Annotated in this window: 22 protein-coding genes; 16 read left to right on the forward strand and 6 right to left on the reverse strand. The window is 70.5% G+C overall.

All coding sequences use genetic code 11. From position 1 onward, the window contains the following. Window positions 1–139: 139 nt before the first annotated feature. Window positions 140–1,342 (reverse strand): MFS transporter, encoded by a 1,203-nt coding sequence (locus QSK17_RS03240; protein ID WP_285702854.1) that lies wholly within the window; start codon window positions 1,340–1,342, stop codon window positions 140–142. Between the two features lie 225 nt (window positions 1,343–1,567). On the opposite strand from QSK17_RS03240, the gene QSK17_RS03245 reads away from it, so the two are divergent. Beyond that, window positions 1,568–2,899 carry a lytic transglycosylase domain-containing protein gene (locus QSK17_RS03245; RefSeq protein WP_285702856.1) on the forward strand — a complete coding sequence of 444 codons (1,332 nt, stop codon included), beginning with the start codon at window positions 1,568–1,570 and terminating at the stop codon, window positions 2,897–2,899. Window positions 2,900–3,026: 127 nt separating this feature from the next. Here QSK17_RS03245 and QSK17_RS03250 read toward each other — a convergent pair whose 3' ends face one another. Continuing rightward, window positions 3,027–4,022, reverse strand: a complete 996-nt coding sequence (locus tag QSK17_RS03250) for a ferrochelatase (RefSeq protein WP_285702857.1) — start codon at window positions 4,020–4,022, stop codon at window positions 3,027–3,029. Between the two features lie 200 nt (window positions 4,023–4,222). Here QSK17_RS03250 and QSK17_RS03255 point away from each other — a divergent pair, with 200 nt between their 5' ends. Beyond that, the gene (locus tag QSK17_RS03255; protein WP_285702858.1) at window positions 4,223–6,265 is read left to right on the forward strand and encodes a S9 family peptidase; all 2,043 of its coding nucleotides are present in this window, start codon (window positions 4,223–4,225) and stop codon (window positions 6,263–6,265) included. 178 nt (window positions 6,266–6,443) lie between these two features. Then, window positions 6,444–7,274 carry an inositol monophosphatase family protein gene (locus QSK17_RS03260; protein ID WP_285703247.1) on the forward strand — a complete coding sequence of 277 codons (831 nt, stop codon included), beginning with the start codon at window positions 6,444–6,446 and terminating at the stop codon, window positions 7,272–7,274. A 193-nt stretch (window positions 7,275–7,467) separates the two neighbouring features. On the opposite strand, the gene QSK17_RS03265 is transcribed toward QSK17_RS03260, so the two are convergent. After that, window positions 7,468–7,626 (reverse strand): hypothetical protein, encoded by a 159-nt coding sequence (locus QSK17_RS03265; RefSeq protein ID WP_285702859.1) that lies wholly within the window; start codon window positions 7,624–7,626, stop codon window positions 7,468–7,470. A 246-nt stretch (window positions 7,627–7,872) separates the two neighbouring features. Here QSK17_RS03265 and QSK17_RS03270 point away from each other — a divergent pair, with 246 nt between their 5' ends. From QSK17_RS03270 to QSK17_RS03290, 5 genes are all read left to right on the forward strand, one after another. After that, complete coding sequence (locus QSK17_RS03270; protein ID WP_285702860.1) at window positions 7,873–8,526, forward strand: response regulator transcription factor; 654 nt, start codon at window positions 7,873–7,875, stop codon at window positions 8,524–8,526. 236 nt (window positions 8,527–8,762) lie between these two features. Beyond that, window positions 8,763–10,055 carry a sensor histidine kinase gene (locus QSK17_RS03275; protein WP_502889130.1) on the forward strand — a complete coding sequence of 431 codons (1,293 nt, stop codon included), beginning with the start codon at window positions 8,763–8,765 and terminating at the stop codon, window positions 10,053–10,055. Window positions 10,056–10,312: 257 nt separating this feature from the next. Further along, on the forward strand, window positions 10,313–10,612 hold the full coding sequence (locus tag QSK17_RS03280) for a DUF4193 domain-containing protein (RefSeq protein WP_030505490.1): 300 nt from the start codon (window positions 10,313–10,315) through the stop codon (window positions 10,610–10,612). A 20-nt stretch (window positions 10,613–10,632) separates the two neighbouring features. Next, complete coding sequence (locus QSK17_RS03285) at window positions 10,633–11,382, forward strand: hypothetical protein (RefSeq protein ID WP_285702861.1); 750 nt, start codon at window positions 10,633–10,635, stop codon at window positions 11,380–11,382. A gap of 251 nt (window positions 11,383–11,633) precedes the next feature. Then, window positions 11,634–13,010, forward strand: a complete 1,377-nt coding sequence (locus tag QSK17_RS03290; RefSeq protein WP_285702862.1) for an alpha,alpha-trehalose-phosphate synthase (UDP-forming) — start codon at window positions 11,634–11,636, stop codon at window positions 13,008–13,010. A gap of 54 nt (window positions 13,011–13,064) precedes the next feature. Here QSK17_RS03290 and QSK17_RS03295 read toward each other — a convergent pair whose 3' ends face one another. Beyond that, window positions 13,065–13,376 (reverse strand): DUF4235 domain-containing protein, encoded by a 312-nt coding sequence (locus tag QSK17_RS03295; RefSeq protein WP_285702863.1) that lies wholly within the window; start codon window positions 13,374–13,376, stop codon window positions 13,065–13,067. A 69-nt stretch (window positions 13,377–13,445) separates the two neighbouring features. Between QSK17_RS03295 and valS the strand changes: the two genes are divergently transcribed. From valS to QSK17_RS03325, 6 genes are all read left to right on the forward strand, one after another. After that, complete coding sequence (gene valS / locus QSK17_RS03300; protein WP_285702864.1) at window positions 13,446–16,046, forward strand: valine--tRNA ligase; 2,601 nt, start codon at window positions 13,446–13,448, stop codon at window positions 16,044–16,046. 104 nt (window positions 16,047–16,150) lie between these two features. Beyond that, complete coding sequence (locus tag QSK17_RS03305; protein ID WP_285702865.1) at window positions 16,151–17,290, forward strand: AI-2E family transporter; 1,140 nt, start codon at window positions 16,151–16,153, stop codon at window positions 17,288–17,290. 41 nt (window positions 17,291–17,331) lie between these two features. Next, a complete protein-coding gene (gene dut, locus QSK17_RS03310; RefSeq protein WP_285702866.1) occupies window positions 17,332–17,769 on the forward strand; it encodes a dUTP diphosphatase in 438 nt (145 codons plus the stop codon). A 28-nt stretch (window positions 17,770–17,797) separates the two neighbouring features. Beyond that, on the forward strand, window positions 17,798–18,475 hold the full coding sequence (locus QSK17_RS03315; RefSeq protein ID WP_285702867.1) for a DUF3710 domain-containing protein: 678 nt from the start codon (window positions 17,798–17,800) through the stop codon (window positions 18,473–18,475). 161 nt (window positions 18,476–18,636) lie between these two features. Beyond that, a complete protein-coding gene (locus QSK17_RS03320) occupies window positions 18,637–19,029 on the forward strand; it encodes an OB-fold nucleic acid binding domain-containing protein (RefSeq protein WP_285702868.1) in 393 nt (130 codons plus the stop codon). A 96-nt stretch (window positions 19,030–19,125) separates the two neighbouring features. After that, entirely contained in the window at window positions 19,126–19,785 is a 660-nt protein-coding gene (locus QSK17_RS03325) for a DUF3159 domain-containing protein (protein ID WP_285702869.1), read from the forward strand. A 108-nt stretch (window positions 19,786–19,893) separates the two neighbouring features. Here QSK17_RS03325 and QSK17_RS03330 read toward each other — a convergent pair whose 3' ends face one another. Together QSK17_RS03330 and QSK17_RS03335 are read right to left on the reverse strand one after the other, a co-directional pair. Next, a complete protein-coding gene (locus tag QSK17_RS03330) occupies window positions 19,894–20,553 on the reverse strand; it encodes a potassium channel family protein (RefSeq protein WP_285702870.1) in 660 nt (219 codons plus the stop codon). Then, the gene (locus QSK17_RS03335) at window positions 20,553–21,218 is read right to left on the reverse strand and encodes a potassium channel family protein (RefSeq protein ID WP_285702871.1); all 666 of its coding nucleotides are present in this window, start codon (window positions 21,216–21,218) and stop codon (window positions 20,553–20,555) included. The genes QSK17_RS03330 and QSK17_RS03335 overlap by 1 nt, the downstream gene beginning before the upstream one ends. A gap of 106 nt (window positions 21,219–21,324) precedes the next feature. Between QSK17_RS03335 and QSK17_RS03340 the strand changes: the two genes are divergently transcribed. Both QSK17_RS03340 and QSK17_RS03345 read left to right on the forward strand, forming a co-directional pair. Then, complete coding sequence (locus tag QSK17_RS03340) at window positions 21,325–23,361, forward strand: APC family permease (protein ID WP_285702872.1); 2,037 nt, start codon at window positions 21,325–21,327, stop codon at window positions 23,359–23,361. Further along, entirely contained in the window at window positions 23,361–24,629 is a 1,269-nt protein-coding gene (locus tag QSK17_RS03345; protein WP_502889131.1) for a class I SAM-dependent RNA methyltransferase, read from the forward strand. The genes QSK17_RS03340 and QSK17_RS03345 overlap by 1 nt, the downstream gene beginning before the upstream one ends. The last annotated feature ends 18 nt before the right edge of the window (window positions 24,630–24,647 follow it).

The following is a 24,647-nucleotide window of genomic DNA, read 5'->3' on the forward strand; positions in this document are numbered from 1 at the left end:
GCCCACGTTTCGGAGAATATGAACAATACTCATGAAATGTGGGCTCGGGATAGAGCGCAGACCGGGAACGAATTGGGAAAACCGGCCAGCCGGACGTCCGCGGACCTGACGGACGCAAGGCGCCGCCGACGGCACGCTGTCAGGCTGCGTCGGGCCCGGCGGCCTCCGGCGTGCGCAGCAAGGCCGACCCGGAGATCCCCACGGTGACGGCCAGCAGCGCGCAGATGAGCGGGAAACCGTAGGCGTTGGACGCGCCGTAGAGGTCGGTGAGCCGGCCGCCCGCCCAGGCGCCGATCGCCACGCCGAGCCCGAGCGACGTCGAGAGCCACGCCATGCCCTCGGTGAGCTGCGACGCGGGAACCAGGCGCTCGACGAGGGAGAACCCGGTGATCAGCGTGGGGGAGATCGCCAGGCCGGCGAAGAACAGCGCGACCGTCATCGTCGGGATGTTGCCCATCAGGACGAGCGGCGTCAGCCCCACGGCGAACACGCCCAGCCCGCGTACGAGCCGGCCGCGCAGGGTGATCTTCCAGTGGCGTGAGCCGTACCAGAGGCCGGAGATCATGCTGCCGCTCGCGACCGCGGCGAGCATCAGGCCCGCCATGCCCTTGGAGCCATGCTGTTCGGCGAACGCCACGGTCACGAGGTCGACAGATCCGAAGACCGAGCCCACGGCGAGGAACACCAACGCCAGCAACGCGATCCCCGGGATCGCGATCGGCGACCCCGAGTGCTCGCGGTGCCGTACGGGGGGCGGCTCGGTGCTGCGGAGCGCGGCGAACGCGAGGGTGCCGCCGACGGCGAGCACGGCGGCGACGATGAGCCCCGCGTAGACGCTGACGGCGGTGGCCAACACAGTGACGAAGGCGGGGCCGGCCACGAAGATCGCCTCGTCGGCCACGGACTCGAACGAGAACGCCGTGTGCAGCTTCGCCGGGTTGTCGAGCACGTATGACCAGCGGGCCCGGACCATCGACCCCAGCGAGGTGGCGGCGCCGCCCACGACGGCGGCGGTGGCGTACAGGGTCCAGAGGGGCAGCTTGGCGTGGGCGCACAGTATCAGGGCGACGAGCGCCACACCGTGCAGGAAGACGAGCGGGACGAGCACCTTGGCCTGGCCGAACCGGTCCACGAGCCGGCCCGACAGCGGGGCGGCGACCGCGAAGGCCACCGACTCGACCGCGGACACGGCGCCCGCCGTGGCGTAGGACCCGGTCAACTTGGAGACCAGCAGGATGATGCCGATGCCGAGCATGGACATCGGGATCCGCCCGACGAATCCCGCGATGACGAAGCCCTTGACGCCAGGCATGCCGAACAGCCCGCGGTACGGCCCAACCATGTCGATTCCCCTCGCACCTTGTGCGTCCGGGCACCGCGATGTGATCGGATGCGGCCACGGCTCCCCCGCTCGTGGCACGCGGACGTGCACTTAACCTCACAGACCATGGCGTACTGATCTTCGCTTGGCAAGTGATTTCTCGATCGGCGCGCCAAAGGGTCTAACCTGACCCAGGTGTCCCCTGTTCCGTGGTTTGCATCACTTCGCGTGCTTGTGGTGGGACTGGTGGCATTGGTGGCTGTCGGCGGTGCCGTGGGCGGCGCGCTGCTGTACACGGACGGTCGGGCGGACGCCGGGAACGGCCGGCACGCCGCGGTGAGCGGCGGTGCGGGCGGCGGGCGCGCGGCGGGCTCGCAGACAGGAGGAGACCCGGCCGGTGGAGACCCGGCCGGTGGAGACCCGGCCGGTGGAGGCCCGGGCGGTGGAGGCACCGCCGGGGGAGACGCGACCGGCGCCGGGACGGCCGCGCGGCCCGATCCCACGCTTCCCTCCGGTGCGCCGGTCCTGGCCGAGGCGGAGGTCCGGGCGACCCCGCCCGAGCTGATGGCGATCACGACCTCGACGGTGCCGGACGAGACGCTGCGGAGGCTCGCCGGTCTCAAACGCGTACGGAAGGTCGCCGCGGCGGACGGGGGGACGCTCCATATCGCGGGCAACCCCCTGCAACTGCTCGCGGTCGATCCGGCCGCGTTCCGCTCCTGGACTCCCCAGCCGGTGGCGGAGCACCCCGAGGTGTGGAGCGCGCTCAGCCGGGGCGAGCTGGTGGCGGACTCGGCGGCGGTCCGGCGGCTCGGCATGACCCTCGGCGCGCAATACCAGGTCGACGGCGGCCCCCGGCTGCGCCTCGCCGCCTCCGCGTCCCTCGGGCTGCCCGCCGTGGACGGGCTGATCGGCATGGACCTCGGACGGAGGCTGGGATTCTCTCCCGGCGTGGTCGTCCTCATCCACGGAGACTCGCCCGACGCGCGCGGTGTCAAGCGCGTACTCGGTGCCAAGGCGCACGTCCTCACCGTCTCGGCCGCCACGACCACCGGGAAGAGCGGCAAGAGCGGCACGAACGGCAAGGACGCGAAGGGCGCCGGGAACGGCGGGAGCGGCAGGAGCGGTGGGGACGGGCAGCGGTCCGGTGGCGGTGACGGCCGCACTGTCACGAAGGCCGGTCAGGGCCTGGTGGGGCGGCCCGAGAGCTATCTGGAGCTTTACCGGCGGTCGGCCGAGGTGTGCCCCGGTCTGTCCTGGACCGTGCTGGCGGCGATCGGGCAGGTGGAGAGCGGCCACGGGCGCAACAACGGCCCCTCCTCCGCGGGCGCGCTCGGCCCGATGCAGTTCATGCCCGCCACCTGGAAGGCCTACGGGGTGGACGGCGACGGCGACGGCAAGGCGGACATCTGGAGCGCCTACGATGCCGTGCCGTCGGCCGCGAAGTACCTCTGCGCCAACGGCGCCGGCCGTGGCGGGGAGAAGCTCAGGAAGGCCGTCTGGTTCTACAACCACTCGTGGGACTACGTGAACAGGGTCCTCGGCCTCGCCGAGGCGTACGCGCAGGCCTACCGCTGACCGCCGGACCGGGCGGGTCCGGTGTGAGGCTCGCCAAGACGCGGTGAGGGCTAAGACGCGGTGAGAGTTAAGACGCGGTGAGGCTCGCCAAGACGCGGTGGACCCGCTGAGATGCGGTGACGGGACCTCAGTGAGGCCGGCGCGCCGGCGCCGGGCAGCAGGTCGCCGGGCACGCGGCCGGCTCCGGCTCGGCCATCAGCTCGGAGATCATCGAGACGAACCGGGGATGCGTCCCCGCCGTGGCCGCGCGGGAGAGAGGCAGGCCGAGCCGCTCCGCGAGCGCCTTTGCCTCCACATCGAGGTCGTAGACGACCTCCATGTGGTCGGAGACGAAGCCGATCGGCACCAGGACGACCGCCTCCGCGCCGGCGGCGTGCAGCTCCTCCAGGTGGTCGCAGACGTCGGGCTCCAGCCACGGGACCTGGGGAGGGCCGCTGCGGCTCTGCCAGGCGAGGTCCCAGGGCAGGTCTCCGGGGATCTCGGCCGTGACGAGCGATGCCGCCCTGCGCAGCTCCGCCTCGTAGGCCCCTCCGGCCGGCCCGGCCGTCTTCGCCATCGAGATCGGGATGCTGTGCGCGGTGAACACCAGCCGCGCGCCCTCCCGGTGCCGCTCGGGCAGCCGCTCCAGGGCCTCGCGGGTGTGGTCCGCCATCGCGGCGACGAAGCCGGGGTGGTCGAAGTAGTGCCGCAGCTTCACGATCTCCGGAGCCCCCGGCACCGCCGCCCGCGCCCGCGCGATGTCCTCGATGTACTGCCGGCAGCTCGAATAGGAGCTGTACGCGGAGGTGGCGAAGGCGGCCGCCCGGCGCACCCCGTCGGCCGCCATCCGGCGGACCGTGTCCTCCAGGAACGGGTGCCAGTTGCGGTTGCCCCAGTAGACGGGGACGTCCACGTCGAGCGCCGCGATCAGGTCACGGCACTGCTGGTTGATCGGGCTGACCCCGCCGAAGCGCTGGTAGTGCGCCTCGACTTCCAGCAGCCGCTCGCGCGGCACCCCGCGCCCGCGTACGACGTTCTCCAGGAACGGCATGACGTCGTCGGGCTTCTCCGGCCCGCCGAAGGACACCACGAGCAGCGCGTCGTAACGCGGCGCCTCCTCGACCTCGCGTGTCAGATCGCCCATCGCTCCCCGCCCGATCAGCTCGCCGTGCCCCGGTCGTACCCCGGCCGTACCTCGGCCGTTCGCCGGCCCGGTCTCACAGCCTATTCGGCCCACCCGCCGGTCCCGTGTGGAGACAGGGGCATAAGCGCTGGATGGGCGATATATGCCTTGGTGACATCTGAAGATCGAGGTAGGTTCGATCGGTGAATCATTTCCGGGACATGAGTGAATACATCGCCCTGCCGCGCGTGCTCTCGCTGCGGCTTTCCCCGGACGGGACCCGGCTGGTGTCCGTGGTCCAGTCCCTCAATCCCGACAGGAAATCGTACGGCACCGCGCTCTGGGAGATCCCTCTGGACCCCGAGGGCCGCCCGCAGCGGCTGACCCGGTCGGCCAAGGGCGAGGCGGGTGCCGAGTTCACCTCCGACGGCGAGGTGCTGTTCGTCTCGCGGCGTCCGGACGAGACGGTCAAGGACGAAGCCGAGGAGGTCCCGGCGCTGTGGCTGCTGCCCGAGCGGGGCGAGCCGAGGCGGATCGCCGAGCGTCCCGGGGGCGTGTCCGGCGTCCGCGCGGCCGGCGGCACGATCGTGTACGCCGCGGACGTGCTGCCGGGCGACGCCGCCACCGAGGGGGAGCGGCGCAAGGCCCGTAAGGAGGCCGGGGTCAGCGCCATCCTCCACGAGGCGTACCCCATCCGCTACTGGGACCACGATCTCGGTCCCGCGCAGACCCGGCTCTTCGCGGCGGTGGCGGGAGCCGTGCCCGACCGGCTCGACGGGCGCGACCTGACGCCCCAGCCCGGCCGGGCGCTCGACCAGGCGTCGTTCACGGTGACGCCCGACGGCGCCACGGTCATCACCACCTGGAACGTGCCTCTCCCGGGCGGCACGCTGCGTTCCGAGCTCGTCGCCGTCGACCTGGGCCCGGCCGCGGGCGAAGGAGCCGCGGCGAGCGGAGACGGCGAGGGGACGGAACTCGCGGGGACGGGCCAGACGGGGCCCGGCCACCGGGTGCTGGCCACCTCCGAGAGCCACGACTTCGGCGGGCCGGTCGCGGTATCGCCCGACGGCCGGTTCGTCGCCTGCACACGGGAGCGGCACGCGAGCGAGGAGCTGTCGAGCGCGTACGGCCTGTGGGTCATCGACCTGGAGACCGGCGAGGGACGGGCGCTCGGCGGCGAGCTGTTCCCGATGGACATCGCCTGGGCGCCCACATCTGACGTGATCTTCATTGCCGCCGACCACCAGGGCCGCCGCCCGATCTTCCGCGTGCCGGTGACCGGTGCGGAGGACGGCGAGCCCGTCCGGATCACCCCGGACGACGGTGCCTACCTGGAGCTGTGCCCCGCGGCCGACGGGTCGGTCTACGCGCTGCGGAGCGCCGTGGACGCGGCGCCCACCCCGGTGCGGGTCGCCCCCGACGGTGCCGTGACCGCGTTGCCGTCGCCGGTTCCCGCGCTGGACCTGCCCGGCACGCTGACCGAAGTGAGCGCCGTGGCCGACGACGGCACGGAGGTCCGCGGCTGGCTGGTCCTGCCGGCCGGGGCGAGCGCCGAGAACCCCGCGCCGTTCCTCCTGTGGATCCACGGCGGCCCGGTGTCGAGCTGGAACGACTGGTCCTGGCGCTGGAACCCGTGGATCATGGCCGCGCACGGCTATGCCGTGCTGCTGCCGGACCCGTGCCTGTCCACCGGCTATGGCCAGGCCATGATCGACCGGGGCTGGGCCAAGTGGGGCCCGGTCACCCACGCCGACCTCATGGCGATCACCGACGAGTGCCTCAAGCTGCCCGAGATCGACGATCAGCGGATCGCGGCGATGGGCGGCTCGTTCGGCGGCTACATGGCCAACTGGGTCGCCGGGCACACCGACCGGTTCAGGGCGATCGTCACCCACGCGTCCCTGTGGAACCTGGAGCAGTTCTCCGGCACGACGGACGCCTCGATGTACTGGGAGCGCGAGTTCGGCCGGCCGGGCAACGAGCGGTACGCGCGTCTGTCGCCGCACAATTCGCTCGCCGAGATCAGAACGCCGATGCTGGTCATCCACGGCGACAAGGACTACCGCGTCCCGATCGGGGAGGGGCTGCGCCTCTGGTGGGACCTGCAGCGGTCCGGCGTCGAGTCCAAGTTCCTCTACTTCCCGGACGAGAACCACTGGGTGCTCAAGCCGGGGAACGCCGTCGCCTGGTACCAGACCGTGCTGGCGTTCCTCTCCCAGCACGTCCACGAAGAGGAGTGGACCCACCCGGCCGCGCTGGCCTGATCCCTCCGGCCGGCCCGGCCGCTCGCAGTCGACCACGCAGTCGACCGCGCAGTCGACCGCGAGCCCGCGCGGCCGGGCCAGGCGCCCCCGCCCCGATCTGGGAGGATGCCTGACGTGACCCGATAGTCACGAAATATCAGGACATCATGTGATCAGACCGAAGAGGGGGCGGGTCAGGATGGACGAGGTGCGGGTGTCGCCGGACCGGGCGGAGTTGCTGGCGCTGGCGGTGAGCATCGCCGAGGAGGCCGGGAGGATGCTCGTCGCCAAGCGCCCGGCCCGGCCCGAGGTGGTGGAGACCAAGTCCAGCCCCACCGACGTCGTCACCGCGCTGGACCGCGCCGCCGAGGAACTGATCCGCGCCCGCATCGCCGAGGCCAGGCCGTACGACGCGGTGCTCGGCGAGGAGGGCGGTGACACGCCCGGCACAGGCGGGGCCCGCTGGGTCGTCGATCCCATCGACGGCACCGTCAACTTCCTGTACGGACTGCCCGACTGGGCGGTCAGCATCGGTGTCGAGGTGGACGGCGAGATCGTGGCGGGGGCGGTCAGCGTCCCGCAGCGCGGCGAGCTCTACTCCGCGTCGACGGGCGAGGGCGCCTGGCTGGGCGGGGAGCGGCTGCGCTGCAACACCGGGGTCGCGCTGGACCTGGCGCTGGTCGCGACCGGATTCGGCTACGACTCCGGGCGCCGCGCCGTCCAGGCCGAGGTGCTGGCGCACGTGCTGCCCCGGGTGCGCGACATCCGCAGGGGCGGCTCCTGCGCCGTCGATCTCTGCTCGGTCGCCTCCGGGCGGGTGGACGCCTACTACGAGCGCGGCACCAACTACTGGGACCACGCCGCCGCCGGGCTGATCGCCACCGAGGCCGGCGCGCGGATCGGTGGGCTGCGCGGCAGGCCGCACGGCACGGAGATGCTGGTGTGCGCGGCCCCTGGTCTGTTCGAGGACCTGCACGATCTGCTCGTGCCGCTCGACCCCGAACGCGACGCGCCCGCCGCCCAGGAGTGACCGCCCAGGGCGTGACCACCCAGGGAGGGGAGCGATCGCCCGGGAGCGATCTGCCGTGTGATCCCGATCCGCCGTGATTCCGATCCGCCGTGATTCCCGAATCCGCCGTGATTCCGGAATCCGCCGTGCTCCCGGAACGCGACACGGGGACCCACCGCAGGCGGTGGGTCCCCGTGTCGTTGAGGGGTTATCGCTAGATCGCGATGCCGTGATCGTCGGCCAGGCGGCGCAGGTCCTCGATCTCGGCGGTGAGGGTGTCGGCGAGGAAGTCGTCCCCGTTCGCCGTGGCTTCCTGGAGACCTTTGTAGGCCTGGTTGAGCCGGGTTTCGATCGTGGTCGTGAACTCGCCCATACTCACCTTCTTTCTCAGGGGGCGAAAAGGTGCCGGTTGACCCCGGTGACCGGATCCTGGGGAGAGCATGGCCCTTCCCCGGCACACGGCAGCGGGGTGTAGACCTGCCTGTACCCACGCAGACGGAACTTTCAAACCAGCGAATTCCTGTGCTCTGCGTCACGTAGAGCTGCGGGAACCGCTTACCGTCGACTTACGTCCAACGGGGCCAGAATGGATGTCTGAGACCTTTTGAGGAGGACCTTGATGCGCGTGCTTGTGGTGGAGGACGAACGCGTCATGGCGGACGCGATCGCCACCGGGCTCCGCCGCGAGGCGATGGCCGTCGATGTGGCGTACGACGGCGCCGCCGCACTGGAGAAGACCAGCTACATCGACTACGACGTCATCGTGCTCGACCGCGACCTGCCCAAGGTCCACGGCGACGAGGTCGCCCGCCGCCTGGTCGCCGAGCGGTCCGCATCCAGGATCATCATGCTGACCGCCTCGGGCGAGGTCGACGACAAGGTCGAGGGCCTGGAGCTGGGGGCCGACGACTACCTCGCCAAGCCGTTCGTGTTCGTCGAGCTGGTGGCGCGGGTGCGCGCGCTCGGCCGCCGCTCGGCCCCGGCGCTGCCGCCCGTGCTCGAACGCGCCGGCGTACGGCTGGACCCGGGCAAGCGCCTGGTGACCAGGGACGGCAGGGAGATCGCGCTCACCAAGAAGGAGTTCGCCGTCCTGGAGGAGCTGATGCGCGCCGAGGGCGCCGTCGTCAGCCAGGAGGACCTGCTGGACAAGGCGTGGGACGAGCACATCGACCCGTTCACCAACGTGGTCCGCGTGACCATGATGACGCTGCGCAAGAAGCTGGGTGAGCCCCAGATCATCGAGACCGTTCCCGGAGTTGGGTACCGACTGTGACTGAGCCGTACGAGCCCGCGAAGAACGACGCGGACGTTCCCAGGGAGTCCTCCGCGGGCTCGGACGGCACCGCCGGAGCGCCCGCCCCCCAGGGCCCCCAGGGGAACCACGCCGCCCAGGGCGCCCAAGGGAACGCCGCCGCCCAGGGATCCTCGGTGAGACCTGGCGATCAGGGGGCGTGGGGCCGCCCCGACCAGCCCGCTCCGCGTACGCGCCTGGGGCGGATGACGTCGGCGATGGGGACGGGGCCCTACCGCGCCCAGGTCCCGCCGCCGCCGAGCGGCCCGCCGGCCTGGGACGGCCCCCCGCCTGTGGAGGCCAACCCGATGGAGCCCGGGCTGATCGACCAGATACGGGCGCTGCCCGGCCGGATGAGCATCCGCTGGCGGCTGACCCTCACGTACGGCGGCCTGGTCTTCGTCGCGGGGGCGCTGCTCCTCATGGTCATGTACGTGCTGGTGGGACAGGCCATCGCCGCCGGGTGGCCGAACAAGATCCTTGTTCCGAACGGTCTGCCGCTGGAGTACTACAGCGCGGTGCAGGACTACGTCGCGCAGCAGCAGGCGGAAATGATCGCCGCCGCGCGAGGCGAGCTGCTGACGCGGTCGTTGCTGGCGTTGCTCGGGGTGGGGATCCTCGCCCTCGTCCTCGGCTACTTCGTCGCGGACCGGGCGCTGCGGCCGGTGAAGAAGATGACGGCAACGGCCAGGAAGCTCTCCGGCACATCCCTCGCCCACGAGCGGATCGACCTCCGGGGCCCGGACGACGAGCTCAAGGAGCTGGCGGACACCTTCGACGACATGCTCACCCGGCTCAACACCGCCTTCGACGCCCAGCGGCGGTTCGTGGACAACGCCTCCCACGAGCTCCGCACGCCGCTCGCGATCAACCGGACGGTCCTGGAGGTCGCGCTGTCCGACCCCGACGCGTCCGAGGACCTCAAGGTGCTCGGCCGTACCCTCCTCGGCACCAACGCGCGTAACGAACGTCTCATCGAGGGACTCCTCCTGCTGGCCCGCAGCGAGCGGGAGCTGTCCGTGCGCAAGCCGGTCGACGTCCAGGAGGTCGCCACCACCGCCGTGGAGCAGCTCGCCCCCTTCGCCGCCGAACACGACGTCACGGTGGAGCACGACCTCCATCCCGCGCCCGCCACGGGCGATCCCGTCCTGCTCGAACGCTGCGTTTCCAACCTCGTCGAGAACGGCATCAAGCACAACACCGGCCCCTCCGGAAAAGTCTGGGTACGGACGGGAATGGTGGACGGGTGTGCCGTTGTTCAGGTCGCCAACACGGGACAACACGTTCCCGCGTACGAGGTGGACGCCATCTTCGAGCCGTTCCGCAGGCTGAACGCCGACCGGGTGGAGTCCGCCAAGGGCGCGGGGCTCGGCCTGTCCATCGTGCGGGCGATCGTCCGCGCGCACGGAGGGACGGTGCACGCCGTCCCCCGGGACGGAGGCGGTCTCGTGGTGACAGTGCGCCTCACGGGGCCCGGCGCCCCGGCCGGGACCACACTGTCGGCGCGCTGATAGAGCGACCGCCCCGCACATGTGGTTGGATGTGCCGTCGAACGCGGTGGGTCATACCAGCAATACTCTGGTTTTCGCCATATTTGGCTAACTGGAGCCTTGCACGGCATTCCCACGCGTGCCGGAAGGTTCAGCGGTCCGCGAACCGGGGTACCGATTGCAAAATCTCCCGGGCGAAACGGGCACAAGAACGGCCTTCCAAGCGTTAAAGACGCGCGACGAGCGCGAAAGATAGATGAGGGGGATGGAGTACGCACATGGCTACCGACTACGACAGCCCGCGCAAGACCGACGACGACCTGAACGAGGACAGCCTTCAGGAACTCCAGGCGCGGCGTAGCGACAAGTCGTCGGGCAGCATCGACATCGACGAGACCGATCTTGCCGAGTCGCTGGAGCTGCCGGGGGCGGACCTGTCCAACGAGGAGCTCTCGCTCCGCGTGATCCCGCGCCAGGCCGACGAGTTCACCTGCTCGCGTTGCTTCCTGGTGCATCACCGCAGCCAGTTGGCCTCTGAGAAGAACGGCCAGCAGGTCTGCCGCGAGTGCGCCGCCTAGGAGACGCTAGGAGTAGTCCGTTGGCTTCGGAAGCGGATCGATCACAAGACGAGGTCGCCGAGCTGGTCGGCAAGCTCGTGACCCCTGAGGAAACGGACGGGGCCGAGCGGCGCCGCCTGCTCGGCCGCCTCAGCGGGGTGCTCGTCGAATCCGCCAAGAAGGCGAGGGCCTCCGGCCACGATCGTGGCCGCTGGCTCACGGATGTCTTCATGAACATCGCGCCGCGGATCCCGATCAGGGACGTGGCGACGCTTCAGGAGCATCACTACGGGCTGACCGGCGAGCAGCTGGCCGATGACCTGGTCCGCACCGCCGCGAAAGGCACGATGGCGGTCGGCGCGGTGGGCGGTGCCCTGGCCGCGGCCCAGTTCGCCGCTCCTCCGTTGCTGCTCTCCGCTCCCGCCCAGCTGGTCGCGGAGACGCTCGTCGTCGCGACCATCGAGGTCAAACTCCTCGCCGAGCTGCACGAGGTGTACGGCGTGGAGGTTCCCGGGACCGGCACCCAGCGCGCCGCCGTATACGCGGCGGCCTGGGCCCGACAGCGCGGGGTCAACCCACTGGCCCCCGGCTCGGCCACGATCGCGCTCGGTGTCGCGGCCAAGACCGCGCTGCGCAACCGCCTGATGAGGACGCTCGGGCGGCATTTCACCACTATGGGCCCCTTCTTCACGGGAGCCGTCGCCGGCGGCACGCTCAACCGCGTGGCCACCAAGAAGCTCGCCGACGCCGTACGCGCCGACCTCCGCACGCGCGCGCTTCCCCCTGCGTGAGACGCGCTGTGTGAGACGCGCTGTGTGAGACGCGCTGTGTGAGACGCGGCGCGCGGTGCGTGACCGGGCGGTACGGAAATGTAACCGATTGGTCTAAACCTCTTGGCCACCGCCCGTGAGCTGGCGAGATCATTCTCACACCTGCCCAAATGAATTGTGCACTTCATGGCGGGTATGGGCGGTATGACTGCCCGTCCGTATGGTTGTCCTACGGGGGCTCGGCGTAGTGGGGACGATCTCCGGAGGGGCTCATGGATGGCACCAGTTCGTTTTTGATCGTCGCGAACCGATTGCCCGTCGACCGCGTCGGCGAGACCGAGTGGCGGCGCAGTCCGGGTGGACTGGTGACGGCGATCGCGCCGGTCATGCAGCGGCGCGACGGAGCGTGGCTCGGCTGGACCGGCGCCGCGGGCGAGGAGCTCAAGCCGTTCGACAACGACGGGATGCACCTGATCCCCGTGCCGCTCTCCGCTCTGGAGGTGGAGCTCTACTACGAGGGCTTCTCCAACGCGACCCTCTGGCCGCTCTACCACGACGTCGTCGCGACCCCCGTCTACTCGCGCGTGCTGTGGGACGCCTACCGTGCGGTCAACGACCGGTTCGCCCGGGCCGCGGCCGAAGCCGCCGCTCCCGGCGCCGTCGTCTGGGTGCAGGACTACCAGCTCCAGCTCGTCCCCGCGATGCTGCGCCGGCTTCGCCCGGACCTGCGGATCGGCTTCTTCCTGCACATCCCGTTCCCTCCGGGGGAGCTGTTCTGGCAGCTCCCGTGGCGCAAGGAGATCCTGGAGGGGCTCCTGGGCGCCGACCTGGTCGGATTCCAGCGCCCCGGCGGCGCCTCCAACTTCATCCGGCTCTGCCGCCGAATCCTCGGCCTGCAGTACCACAGGAACGAGATCCAGGTCGAGGGCAGGACGGTCCGGGCCGAGGCGTTCCCGATCTCCGTCGACTTCGGCGAGCTGGACCAGCTCGTCCGCGAGCCGCACATCCTCGCCCGGGCCAAGGAGATCCGGGCCGAGCTCGGCGACCCCGAGCACGTCCTGCTCGGCGTCGACCGGCTCGACTACACCAAGGGGATCGGCCAGCGGCTCAAGGCGTTCGGCGAGCTGCTCGCCGACGGCGCGATCCAGCCCGGGGAGGCGGCGTTCGTGCAGGTCGCCACCCCCACCAGGGAGCGGGTGGCGGAGTACATCCGGCTGCGCAACGACATCGAGCTGAGAGTCGGCCGGATCAACGGCGAGTACGGCATGCTCGGCCGACAGCCCATCAGCTACCTGCACCAGTCGTACGGCAAGAACGAGCTGGCCGCGCTCTACCGCGCCGCCGACGTCATGGTGGTCACTCCGCTGCGCGACGGCATGAACCTGGTGGCCAAGGAGTACGTCGCCTGCCGCTATGACCTGCGCGGGGCGCTCGTGCTCAGCGAGTTCGCCGGCGCCGCCGACGAGCTGCGGCAGTCCTACCTGGTCAACCCGTACGACATAGACGGGATGAAGCGGGCCATGCTCGCCGCGATGCGCGCGACGCCGCACGAGCTCGCCCGGAGGATGCGCTCGCTGCGGCGCCGGGTGGCCACCCACGACGTCGACAAGTGGGCCAGCGATTTCCTCACCGCGCTTGAGGCCGGCTGACGGTCAGGGCCTGCCGAGAGTCAGAGCCTGCTGAGAGTCAGAGCCTGCTGAGAGTCAGAGCTTGGCCTCGGCGTCGGACTTCCACGAATGCCACTTCTTGGCGGCCGCGCGGACCGCGACGATGCGGGCGACCTCCATGCCCAAACCCATCACCACGGCGTACGCGATGGCCTCGCCGAGGCTGATCTCCAGCGAGTCCGCGCTGGCCGGGGGCTTCTTCCCGGTCGTCTTCTGCCACGCGAACGAGAGCACCTTGCGCGAGGCGAAGCCCACGCCGAGGCCCACCAAGCCGCCAACGATCCGCCACGTCATATCGGTTTTGTCCGCCGCGCCTGATTCCTGCCCGGCATGCGTGATTTCCGCCATGATTCCTCCTCGGTAACGACCCTAGTCTCTTCGCACGGTAGAGCCGCCGACGCCATACCATTAGGCGGCATGACCGAACAGCCGCTGCGCACCGCCGCCATGCCCGAGAAGCCCACTCTGGATGGACTTGAGGCGGTATGGGTAGCGCGCTGGGAGTCGGACGCCACCTACCGCTTCGACCGGTCCCGCACCCGCGACGAGATCTACTCGATCGACACGCCGCCGCCCACGGTCTCCGGCTCGCTTCACGTCGGACATGTCTTCTCCTACACCCACACCGACGCGGTCGCCCGCTACCAGCGGATGCGCGGGCGCGAGGTCTTCTACCCCATGGGCTGGGACGACAACGGCCTCCCCACCGAGCGTCGCGTGCAGAACCACTTCGGCGTCCGCTGCGACCCCTCGCTGCCGTACGACCCGGACTTCCAGCCGCCGGCGAGCGGGGGCAAGGCCGCCAAGGCACAGGTCCCGGTGTCCAGGAAGAACTTCATCGAGCTGTGCGAGCGGCTCACCGCCGAGGACGAGAAGGCGTTCGAGGAGCTGTGGCGCCGCCTCGGCCTGTCCGTGGACTGGTCCCTGACCTACGCCACGATCGGCGAGCGGGCGCGGGTCGCCTCCCAGCGGGCGTTCCTGCGCAACCTCGCCCGCGGCGAGGCCTACCTGTCCGAGGCGCCCACGCTGTGGGACGTGACGTTCCGCACCGCCGTGGCCCAGGCCGAGCTGGAGGACCGGGAGTGGCCCGGCGCCTTCCACCGCATCGGGTTCGAGCTGTCCCCTGAGCAGCGCGAGCAGGGCTTCGGCGACCGGGTGTGGATCGAGACGACCCGGCCCGAGCTGATCCCCGCCTGCGTCGCCCTGGTCGCCCATCCCGACGACGAGCGGTACCGCCCGCTGTTCGGCACGACCGTGCGCACGCCGATCTTCGGCGTTGAGGTGCCGGTCCTCGGCCACCACCTCGCCGAGCCGGACAAGGGCTCGGGCATCGCCATGATCTGCACCTTCGGCGACGTCACCGACGTCACCTGGTGGCGCGAGCTGGACCTGCCGACCCGCCCGGTGATCGGCTGGGACGGCCGCCTGCTGACCGACCCGCCGGACGGCGTGCCCGCCGAGCCGTACAAGGAGCTGGCGGGCAAGACCGTGCACGGCGCCCGCGAGCGGATCGTGGAGATGCTCGCCGAGGCCGGCGACCTGGACGGCGACCCGCGCAAGATCCAGCGACCGGTGAAGTTCTACGAGAAGGGCGACCGGCCGCTGGAGATCGTCACCACCCGCCAGTGGTACATCCGCAACGGTGGCCGTGACGTCGAGCTGCGCCTCGCCCTGCTCGACCAGGGAACCGAGCTGCGCTGGCACCCGCCGCACATGCGGGTGAGGTACGACAACTGGGTCGAGGGCCTGGCCGGCGACTGGCTCATCTCCCGCCAGCGGTTCTTCGGCGTGCCGATCCCCGTCTGGTACCCCCTGGACAGCGACGGCCGGCCGGTCTACGACGCGCCGATCCCGGCCGACGAGTCGTCCCTGCCGGTCGACCCGTCCACGGACGTGCCGCCGGGCTTCACCGAGGACATGCGCGGCAGGCCGCTGGGCTTCATCGGTGACCCCGACGTGATGGACACCTGGGCGACGTCGTCCCTGACGCCACAGGTCGCGGCCGGCTGGGAGCGTGACGACGACCTGTTCCGCCGGGTCTACCCGATGGACCTGCGTCCGCAGGCCCACGAGATCATCCGGACCTGGCTGTTCTCCACGGTCGTCCGGGCGCACCTGGAGCACGGCGGCCTTCCCTGGAAGCACGCCGCGATCTCCGGTTGGATTCTCGACCCGGACCGCAAGAAGATGTCCAAGTCCAAGGGCAACGTGGTCACGCCCCTCGGCCTGCTGGAGCAGTACGGCTCCGACGCCGTGCGCTACTGGGCGGCGAGCGGGCGGCCTGGTACGGACACGGCGTTCGACACCGGGCAGATCAAGATCGGCCGCCGGCTGGCCATCAAGATCCTGAACGCCTCCCGCTTCGTGCTCGGCTTCGGCGAGGTCCCGGCGGGCGAGGAGCGGGTCACCGAGGCCCTCGACCTGTCGATGCTGGCCGCGCTGCGCGCGGTCGTGGCCGAGGCCACCGAGGCGTTCGAGGAGTACGACTACACCCGGGCGCTCGAACGCACGGAGCGCTTCTTCTGGGAGCTGTGCGACGACTACCTGGAGCTGGTCAAGGCCCGTGCCTACGACGGGAACGCATCGGCCGTCACGGCGCTGCGCCGGGCGCTCGACGTGCTCCTGCGGCTCTTCGCGCCGTTCCTGCCGTTCGTGACCGAGGAGGTCTGGTCGTGGTGGCGCGCCGGTTCGGTGCACCGCGCCGCCTGGCCGTCCACCGCCGAGTTCGACGCCGATCTCGGTACGGGCGCCGGTGACAGTCGCGGTGATCGGCGCGGCGATAAGGGCGACCCGGCGGTGCTCGGCGCGGTGGCCGAGGTTCTGCGCCAGGTGCGCAAGGCCAAGTCCGAGGCCAGGCTGTCCATGCGGGCCGAGATCTCGCGGCTCACCGTGTCCGGCCCCCACACCGGGCTCGTACGGCAGGCGCAGGACGACCTGTGCGCGGCGGGCAACGTCGAGGAGTTCGTCCTCGACCCCACGGGCGATGAGCAGGTGGTGTCCGTCACACTCGCCGAGTGATAGGGCGATGTTCGTCACCGGATGAATAATCAGGTGCGCACGTTGGGGGGCGACGTGCCAGGCTGGACGTTGTGATCCCGGAAAAGCAACGTCGAACGCTTAACGTGCCCCCCACACTGCTCACACTCGCCGTGTGGGGCGCCTGTCTGATCGTTCTCGGTGTGGTGATCTACTTCTTCTGGCAGATCATCGGTCGCGTCGCCATCGTGGCGCTGCCGGTCGCCGTGGCGTTCCTGCTGACCGCCCTGCTCTATCCGGTGACCGGCAGGCTGCGTAGACGGATGCGGCCCATCTACGCCACCTGGCTCACCATGCTGCTCTTCTTCGCGGTCATCGTCGGCATGGGATTCCTGATCGGTGTCAGGGCCAACGCGGAGTACCCGCGTCTCGTCGACCAGATCGAGAAGACATCGCGCGAGGTGCAGAACTGGCTGATCAACGGCCCGATCCACCTGAAGGAGTCCCAGATCACCGGTGCCATGGACGAGCTGATGAAGCAGCTCTCCGAACAGCGCGGGCAGATCACTGGAACGGTCCTCACCGGCGCGACGGCGGTCATCGAGGTGCTCGCCGGCATCGTGCTGCTGCTCTTCGTGACGTTCTTCTTCCTCAAGGACGGCGACCGCATCTGGGCCTGGTTCCTGCGCGCGTTCGGCGGCGCGGCGCCCCGCGTCGACCGGGCGGGACGCGCTGCCTGGCGGACGCTCTCGCACTACGTGCAGGGCACCGTCGCGGTGGCCGCGATCCACGGTGTGGTGATCGGCGCCACCCTCGCCGTCCTGCAGGTGCCGCTGTGGGCGCCCCTCGCGGTGCTGGTCTTCATGGCGAGCTTCATCCCGATCGTCGGCATCCTCTTCGCCGGAACCGTCGCGACCCTCGTGACGTTCGGCTCGCAGGGCTGGCTGCCCGCGGTGATCTTCGTCGGTGTCCTCATCGTCGAGCAGCAGCTGGAGAACCACGTCCTGCAGCCGCTCATCGTCGGCAGGGCGCTGGAGTTCCACCCGCTGGCGATCATCCTCGTGCTCGGCGTGGGCGGTGTGATCGCGGGGATCGCCGGAGCCGCGGTGGCGGTGCCGATCAGTGCGGTCATCTACCGCGCGCTGCCCGAGCTGCGGAGGAACCCGCCGCCCGTCGAGCCGCCGCCCTCCACCCCGCCGCCGGAGCCTCCGCCTCCGCCGGCGTCGTCGCCCGAACTGGAAGCGGTGCCGGCGGACTCGTCCACGCCGCCATCGTCGGGCTCCTGAGAGGCGGTATCTCCCCAGCGCAACGGGTAGTGTCTTGGCTCATGGATGTTGAGGTGCTGATCCACCGTCTCGACACGGGGCTTCCGCTCCCCGGCTACGCGCATCCCGGTGACGCCGGGGCCGATCTGTACGCCGTGACGGACGTCGAGTTGCTGCCGGGGGAGCGGGCCGTGGTCGGCACCGGGGTGGCCATCGCCCTTCCGGACGGGTACGCCGCGTTCGTGCACCCCCGGTCGGGGCTCGCGTCCAAGTTCGGCGTCACCCTGGTGAACGCGCCGGGAACGGTCGACGCGGGCTACCGCGGCGAGATCAAGGTGACCCTCCTCAACACCGACACCAAGGACGCCGCGCGGCTGAAGCGTGGCGACCGCATCGCCCAGCTGGTCATCCAGCGAGTGGAGAAGGCGTCGTTCCACGAGGTGGACCGGCTGCCCGGCTCCGTACGCGGCGCGAACGGGTTCGGCTCCACAGGTCGATGATCATAGGCGAGCACAGGTCTTAAGGAGTGTGAACGACGTGTTCGGACGCCGCCGGCGCGCGGATGAGGAGACCCCGCAGGCCGTTGCTGAGGGGGAGCCCGCCGCTCCTACGCGCGAATCAGGTCCATGGGACGGGGACGAGGGCTATCCCGAGGGCGAGCGGGTGGATCTGGGAGGCCTGCTCCTGCCCGTCGGTCCCGGTTTCGAGGTCCAGCTGACGATGTCCGGTGACAGCATCGTCGGCGCGGTCGTCCTCGTCGAGGAAAGCGCCCTGCAGGTGCAGGCGTTCGCCGCGCCGAAACGCGGCGGCATCTGGGACGAGGTCCGTGCCGAGCTGTCCCGTGAGGTGGCCGCCCTGGGCGGCACCGCCGAGGAGCGGGAGGGCCCGTTCGGGACGGAGCTGGCCGCGAAGGTCCCGGCGCAGGGGCAGGGGCCGCAGCCGGTCCGCTACATCGGGGTGGACGGCCCGCGCTGGCTCCTGCGGGCGGCCTTCAGCGGCCGGGCCGCGCTCGACTCGGCCGCGTCCGCGACCCTCGAAGGGGTCGTCCGCGACATCGTCGTCGTCCGCGGTGACGAGCCGATGGCTCCGCGCGAGCCCATCGAGCTGCGCCTGCCCGCGGAGGCCAGGCAGGCGATGGAGCAGGAGCCCGAGCACGAGGAGTTCAAGCCGTTCGAACGGGGCCCGGAGATCTCCGAGATCCGGTGAAGCCTGGCCTGCGCTCCGCCGCCCCCCATCGCCTACGCTTGGGATGCATGTACACGGAGCGGGCTCGGTGAGCACGCGGAGTGGTCGGCCGGCACTTCCTCGGGGAGCGTCGCCGGCGGCGACGCGGCCCGTACGGCCCGCGAGGAGACGGTGAGCGAGTGATGAGCACGGCGGAGCCGGTGAAGAAAGGCCGTCTGCGCGGCTTCTTCCAGCGGCTGACGAGCACCCAGGCCGAGTTGGAGGCCGAAGAACTCCGCGAGGACCTTGGGCGGCACGGCGCCACGCCCATCGCCTCCTGCGCGGAGCGGCAACGCTCCTGCGTGGCCGGCACGCTACGGACCGTGACGCTCCGGCCTCGGGGCGGAGCGCCCGCCCTGGAGGCGGAGCTCTACGACGGTTCCGATGTGATCGACCTGGTGTGGCTCGGCCGACGAAAGATCGTCGGCATCGAGCCGGGCCGCGTGGTCCGCGCCGAGGGCCTGGTCAGCGTCCAGGACGGCCGTAAGGTCATGTTCAACCCACGTTACGAGCTCCGCCCCGCCGGTGGCCAGTGATCGTCGGGGAGCGCGCGTGAGTGCGTTCGCCGGGCGGATCGGCGCGAGCGACGCGCCACGCGGCCGGGCGAGCCGGTCGCGACGCGAGGAGGAATCATGAGTGCAGCGGACGTAACGGCGACGCACGCCGCACACGACACCGTCGAGGCCGCCCTCAGGGCCCAGCTCGGCAAGGCGCTGGGCGGCACGCGGGGGATCGTCGAGGCGGCGGTGCCCACGATCGCCTTCACCGCCATGTGGGTGGGCACCAGCGAGCTCAAGCTCTCGCTGATCGTCAGCATCGCCACCGCTGTGGCGCTGCTGCTGGTGCGGCTCGTACAGCGCAGCACGCCACAGTTCGTGATCAACAGCCTCATCGGCATCGCCATCGGCGCGTTCTTCGCCACCCGCAGCGGCGACGCGAAGGACTATTTCCTGCCGGGCATCCTCTACAACGCGGCGTACGCCGCGGCCATGCTGCTGTCGATCGTGACCCGTTGGCCGGTGATGGGCTTCCTCATCGGCTCGGTGACAGGGGATCCCACTGCCTGGCACAAGGACGCCGGCGTGGTCCGGCTCTGCTCCCGGCTCACGTGGCTGCTGATGCTGCCGTGCCTGGTGCGCGTGCTGGTGCAGCTGCCTCTCTACATGTTCGACCAGGTGGTCACGCTCGGCCTCACCAAGATCGCGCTGGGCTGGCCGCTCCAGGTCGCGGCTCTCGGTGCCATGGTCTGGATGCTCGCCCGCGGCCGCACCCCGATCCAGAACGCCGGCTGAGCGGCGGCGATCCAGAACACCGGCTGAGCGGCGGCGATCCCGAGCACCGGCTGAGCGGCGGTCGCCCCGCTCCGGGCGGGGGCGACCGCGTCGCGGCGTCGCCGGGGCTCAGCGGCCCGACAGCAGCTCGGCGAGCTCGTGCTCCACGTCCTGGTTGGCCACGAAGAGCAGTTCGTCTCCGGCCTCGAGCGGGTCGTCGGCCGACGGCACCAGGACCCGGCCCTCGCGCAGGATCGCGACCAGCGCCGCGTCCACCGGCCACGGCACCGCACCGGCCCGCTGGCCCACCACCGGCGCGTCCTCGGCCAGAGTGAGCTCGACGAGGTTCGCCTGGCCTTGCCGGAAGGTCATCAGCCGGACGAGATCGCCCACACTGACGGCCTCCTCGACCAGCGCCGAGAGCAGGCGCGGCGTCGAGACCGCCACGTCGACGCCCCACGATTCGTTGAACAACCACTCGTTCTTGGGGTGGTTGATGCGGGCGACGACGCGGGGCACACCGTACTCGGTCTTCGCCAGGAGGGAGACCACCAGGTTGACCTTGTCGTCTCCGGAGGCGGCGATCACGACCTGGCAGCTGTTCAGCCCGGCCTCGTCGAGTGAGGAGATCTCGCAGGCGTCGGCGAGGAGCCACTCCGCACGGGGAACGCTGTCGATCTTGATGGCTCGGGGATCGACGTCGATGAGAAGGACCTCGTGGCCGTTCTCCAGGAGTTCGACGGCGATGGAGCGCCCCACGGCGCCCGCGCCCGCGATGGTGACGCGCATCAGTGCTCCTCGGAAGGTGCGCCGGACAGCACCTTGTTGATCCGGTCCATGTCGTTGTCCGCGGCGATGACGTGCAGGATGTCGCCGTCCTGGATGACGGTGTCGTCCTTGGGCACGAGGGCCTCGCCCATCCGGTTGACGAAGGCGACCTTGCCGCCCGTCACCTCCTCGACCTTGCGGGTCCGGGTCCCGATCCAGCCGGGGTGGAACGCCATCTCGGCGAGGGTCACGGTTCCCGTGGGGTCGCGCCACAGTGGTTCCGTCCCCTCCGGGAGCACCCGGCGCAGGACCTGGTCGGCGGTCCAGCGGACCGTCGCCACGGTCGGGATGCCGAGGCGCTGGTAGACCTCGGCCCGTCGGGGGTCGTAGATGCGGGCCACCACGTTGTCCACGCCGAAGGTCTCGCGGGCCACGCGGGCGGAGATGATGTTGGAGTTGTCTCCGCTGCTCACCGCGACGAAGGCGGATGCCGTCGCCAGTCCTGCCTCCTCCAGGACGTCGCGGTCGAAGCCGACCCCGGTGACCCGCCGGCCGCGGAACCCCGCGCGCAGCCTGCGGAAGGCCTGCGGGTCACGGTCGATGATCGCGACCGAGTGGCCGCTGTCCTCGAGGATGTGGGCGAGCGTCGAGCCGACCCGCCCGCATCCCATGATCACGATATGCATGCTCTCCCGCCGTTGGGTTGAGGCGGTCTCCTCTGAGCACAGTATGTCGCTCGTCGTGGATGCCGGGTGAGCGGGGAGGCAAGGTGAAGGACTAGCATCGACAGTCGTGTCAAAGGTGACGGACCTCGTCAAGCGGCTCCTCGTGGGGCGTGCGCTTCGCAGCACGCAACTCCACGATCAGCTGCTGCCCAAACGCATCGCACTTCCGGTTTTCGCCAGCGACGCACTCTCCTCCGTGGCGTACGCGCCGCAGGAAATCCTGGTGATCCTCTCGCTGGGCGGCGCCGCGTTCTACAGCTACAGCCCGTGGGTCGCCCTGGGCGTCGTCATGGTCATGCTGACCGTGGTCGCGTCCTACCGGCAGAACGTGCACGCCTATCCGAGCGGCGGCGGCGACTACGAGGTGGCGACCACCAACCTGGGACCGAGCGCCGGGCTCACCGTGGCGAGTGCGCTCCTGGTGGACTATGTGCTGACGGTGGCCGTGTCTGTCGCCAACGGCGCCGACTACGTGGGTGCCACGGTGCCGTTCGTCGCGGAGAACCGGCCGCTGGTGGCGGTCGCGATCGTCGTGCTGCTGACGATCATGAACCTGCGCGGCATCCGTGAGTCGGGTACGGCCTTCGCGGTTCCGACGTACGCGTTCATGTTCGCCGTGATCGGCATGGTCCTGTGGGGCCTCTTCCGGCTGCTCGTGCTGGGCGACACGCTGCGTGCCCCGACGGCCGACTATCAGATCGTGGCGGAACAGGCCGACATCGCCGGGTTCGCGATGGCCTTCCTGGTGCTGCGCGCGTTCTCCTCCGGCTGCGCCGCGCTGACCGGCGTCGAGGCGATCAGCAACGGCGTGCCGGCGTTCCGGAAGCCCAAGAGCAAGAACGCCGCGACGACGCTGCTCATGATGGGTGTCATCGCGGTCGTCATGTTCAGCGGCATCATCTTCCTCGGCCTCAAGTCCGGGGTGAAGCTGACCGAGCCCTCGAACGTCGCCACGCACGTCCTCATCAACGGACAGCCGGCCGGGTCGGACTACTACCAGCAGCCGATCATCGCGCAGGTCGCGTCGGCCGTGTTCGGCGACGGGTCGATCTTCTTCGTCGCGATCGCCGCGGTGACCGCGCTCATCCTGTTCCTGGCCGCGAACACGGCGTTCAACGGCTTCCCCGTGCTCGCCTCGATCCTGGCCCAGGACCGCTACCTGCCGCGCCAGCTCCACACCCGCGGCGACCGGCTGGCGTTCAGCAACGGCATCATCCTGCTCGCAACGGGCGCCTGCCTGCTCATCTGGACGTTCCAGGCCGACGTGAGCAAGCTGCTCAACCTCTACATCCTCGGCGTGTTCGTGTCGTTCACGCTCAGCCAGATCGGCATGGTGCGGCACTGGACGCGGCACCTGAAGACCGAGACCGATCCCAAGACGCGCTTCCGCATGATGCGCTCCCGCGTCATCAACGGCTTCGGCGGCGTGATGACGGGCGTCGTCCTCGTCGTCGTCCTGATCACGAAGTTCACCCACGGCGCGTACATCGTCTGCATCGCCATGCCGGTGCTCTTCCTGATGATGAAGGCCATCCGGCACCACTACGACCGGGTCGCCGAGGAACTCGCCGCGCCCGAGGGCGAGATCGACGAGACGATGCTGCCCGCGCGCAACCACTCCATCGTGCTGGTGTCCAAGATCCACAAGCCGACGCTGCGCGCCCTCGCGTACGCCAGGGCCACCCGGCCGTCCACCCTGGAGGCCGTCACGGTGAGTGTGGACGCCGACGAGGCGGCCAAGCTCCAGGAGGAGTGGGACCAACGGGGCATCCCGGTGCCGTTGAAGATCCTCGACTCGCCCTACCGGGAGATCACCGGGCCGGTGCTCGACTACGTCAAGTCGCTGCGCCGTAGGTCGCCGCGTGACGTCGTGACCGTGTACATCCCCGAGTACGTCGTCGGCCGCTGGTGGGAGCATCTGCTCCACAACCAGAGCGCGCTGCGGCTCAAGGGGCGTCTGCTGTTCAAGCCCGGGGTCATGGTCACCAGCGTGCCGTGGCAGCTCGCCTCGTCCGACCGGCTCAAGGGCCGTCCGGAGGCGTTCGCGCCCGGCGCGGTCCGGCGGTCACACGCCGAGGTCAAGAACGACGAGATCAAAGCATGATGCAGAACGAGAGCCGCGAGGGGAACACGATGGCGATCGAGTTGACGGTGGGGCCGGTCGCGAACGGCGGCTGGTGCGTGGCCAGGCACGAGGGACGCGTCGTGTTCGTACGGCACGCGCTTCCCGGTGAGCGCGTGCTCGCGAAGATCACCGAGGAGACCGCGCGGTTCCTGCGCGCGGACGCGGTCGAGATTCTGGAGGCGTCGCCGGACCGGGTGACGCCGCCCTGCCCGTTCAGCGGCCCGGGGCGGTGCGGCGGCTGCGACTGGCAGCACGCGTCGCCCGAGGCCCAGCGCCGGCTGAAGGCGTCCGTCGTCGAGGAGCAGCTGCGCCGCCTCGCCGGCGTCGAACGCGAGGTGACCGTCGAGGAGGTGCCCGGCTCCGCCGGGGGCGGGCTCGGCTGGCGGACGCGGGTGCAGTTCGCCGCGGACCGGGACGGCTCCATCGGCCTGCGCCGCCACCGCTCGCACGACATCGAGCACGTCGACTGGTGCCCGATCGCCCATCCCGCGGTCGAGGAGGTCGGCGTGGAGGCGCTCACCTGGCCGGGGGCCGCCGCCGTCGAGGTCGTGGCGTCTTCGGGCGGTGACCGGGTCGTCATCGTCACCCCGAAGCCCGGCAGGAGGGTGTCCCTGCCCGACGTGGACGCCTCGATCCTGATCGACGAGGGCAAGCGCGGCACGCGCGCCGTGCGAGGCCAGGCGTCGATGACCGAACGCGTCGGCGACCGGGACTTCCGGGTCACCGCCAGCGGCTTCTGGCAGGTGCATCCAGGCGCGGCCGCGACCCTGCTCGACACGGTGCTCGACTTCGCGCGGCCGAAGGCGGGGGAGTGGGCGCTCGACCTTTACTGCGGTGTCGGCCTGTTCGCCGCGGGTCTCGCCGAGGCGGTGGGCCCCGATGGTGCGGTGCTGGGCATCGAGTCGGATCCGCAGGCTGTGCAGGACGCGCGGTGGAATCTGCGGGACCTGCCGCAGGCCGGCGTCGAGCGGGGCAAGGTCGAGGAGGCGCTCGACCGGCTGGAGATCGAGCGGGCCGACCTTGTCGTGGTCGACCCGCCGAGGGCCGGACTCGGACGCTCTGTGGTGGACCGGGTGGCCACGCTGGACGCGCCTCGGATCGTCTACGTCTCCTGCGATCCCGCCACCATGTCGCGGGACATCGCGTGGTTCGCCCCGTACGGCTACCGCCTGGCGGACCTGAGGGCGTTCGACCAGTACCCCATGACCCACCACGTGGAGTGCGTCGCGCTCCTGATCAAGGACTGATCGATCGGCCGATGATCT

Origin of the sequence: Microtetraspora sp. NBRC 16547, assembly GCF_030268965.1 — a bacterium.
Lineage (GTDB): Bacteria > Actinomycetota > Actinomycetes > Streptosporangiales > Streptosporangiaceae > Microtetraspora.

Coding starts and splice junctions, on each gene's coding strand:
- QSK17_RS03240 (WP_285702854.1), bottom strand. CDS start 1,342: ATGGTTGGGCCGTACCGCGGGCTGTTCGGCATGCCTGGCGTCAAGGGC.
- QSK17_RS03250 (WP_285702857.1), bottom strand. CDS start 4,022: ATGGGCGATCTGACACGCGAGGTCGAGGAGGCGCCGCGTTACGACGCG.
- QSK17_RS03255 (WP_285702858.1), top strand. CDS start 4,223: ATGAGTGAATACATCGCCCTGCCGCGCGTGCTCTCGCTGCGGCTTTCC.
- QSK17_RS03260 (WP_285703247.1), top strand. CDS start 6,444: ATGGACGAGGTGCGGGTGTCGCCGGACCGGGCGGAGTTGCTGGCGCTG.
- QSK17_RS03265 (WP_285702859.1), bottom strand. CDS start 7,626: ATGGGCGAGTTCACGACCACGATCGAAACCCGGCTCAACCAGGCCTAC.
- QSK17_RS03270 (WP_285702860.1), top strand. CDS start 7,873: ATGCGCGTGCTTGTGGTGGAGGACGAACGCGTCATGGCGGACGCGATC.
- QSK17_RS03275 (WP_502889130.1), top strand. CDS start 8,763: ATGGGGACGGGGCCCTACCGCGCCCAGGTCCCGCCGCCGCCGAGCGGC.
- QSK17_RS03280 (WP_030505490.1), top strand. CDS start 10,313: ATGGCTACCGACTACGACAGCCCGCGCAAGACCGACGACGACCTGAAC.
- QSK17_RS03290 (WP_285702862.1), top strand. CDS start 11,634: ATGGATGGCACCAGTTCGTTTTTGATCGTCGCGAACCGATTGCCCGTC.
- QSK17_RS03295 (WP_285702863.1), bottom strand. CDS start 13,376: ATGGCGGAAATCACGCATGCCGGGCAGGAATCAGGCGCGGCGGACAAA.
- valS (WP_285702864.1), top strand. CDS start 13,446: ATGACCGAACAGCCGCTGCGCACCGCCGCCATGCCCGAGAAGCCCACT.
- dut (WP_285702866.1), top strand. CDS start 17,332: ATGGATGTTGAGGTGCTGATCCACCGTCTCGACACGGGGCTTCCGCTC.
- QSK17_RS03320 (WP_285702868.1), top strand. CDS start 18,637: ATGAGCACGGCGGAGCCGGTGAAGAAAGGCCGTCTGCGCGGCTTCTTC.
- QSK17_RS03325 (WP_285702869.1), top strand. CDS start 19,126: ATGAGTGCAGCGGACGTAACGGCGACGCACGCCGCACACGACACCGTC.
- QSK17_RS03330 (WP_285702870.1), bottom strand. CDS start 20,553: ATGCGCGTCACCATCGCGGGCGCGGGCGCCGTGGGGCGCTCCATCGCC.
- QSK17_RS03335 (WP_285702871.1), bottom strand. CDS start 21,218: ATGCATATCGTGATCATGGGATGCGGGCGGGTCGGCTCGACGCTCGCC.
- QSK17_RS03345 (WP_502889131.1), top strand. CDS start 23,361: ATGCAGAACGAGAGCCGCGAGGGGAACACGATGGCGATCGAGTTGACG.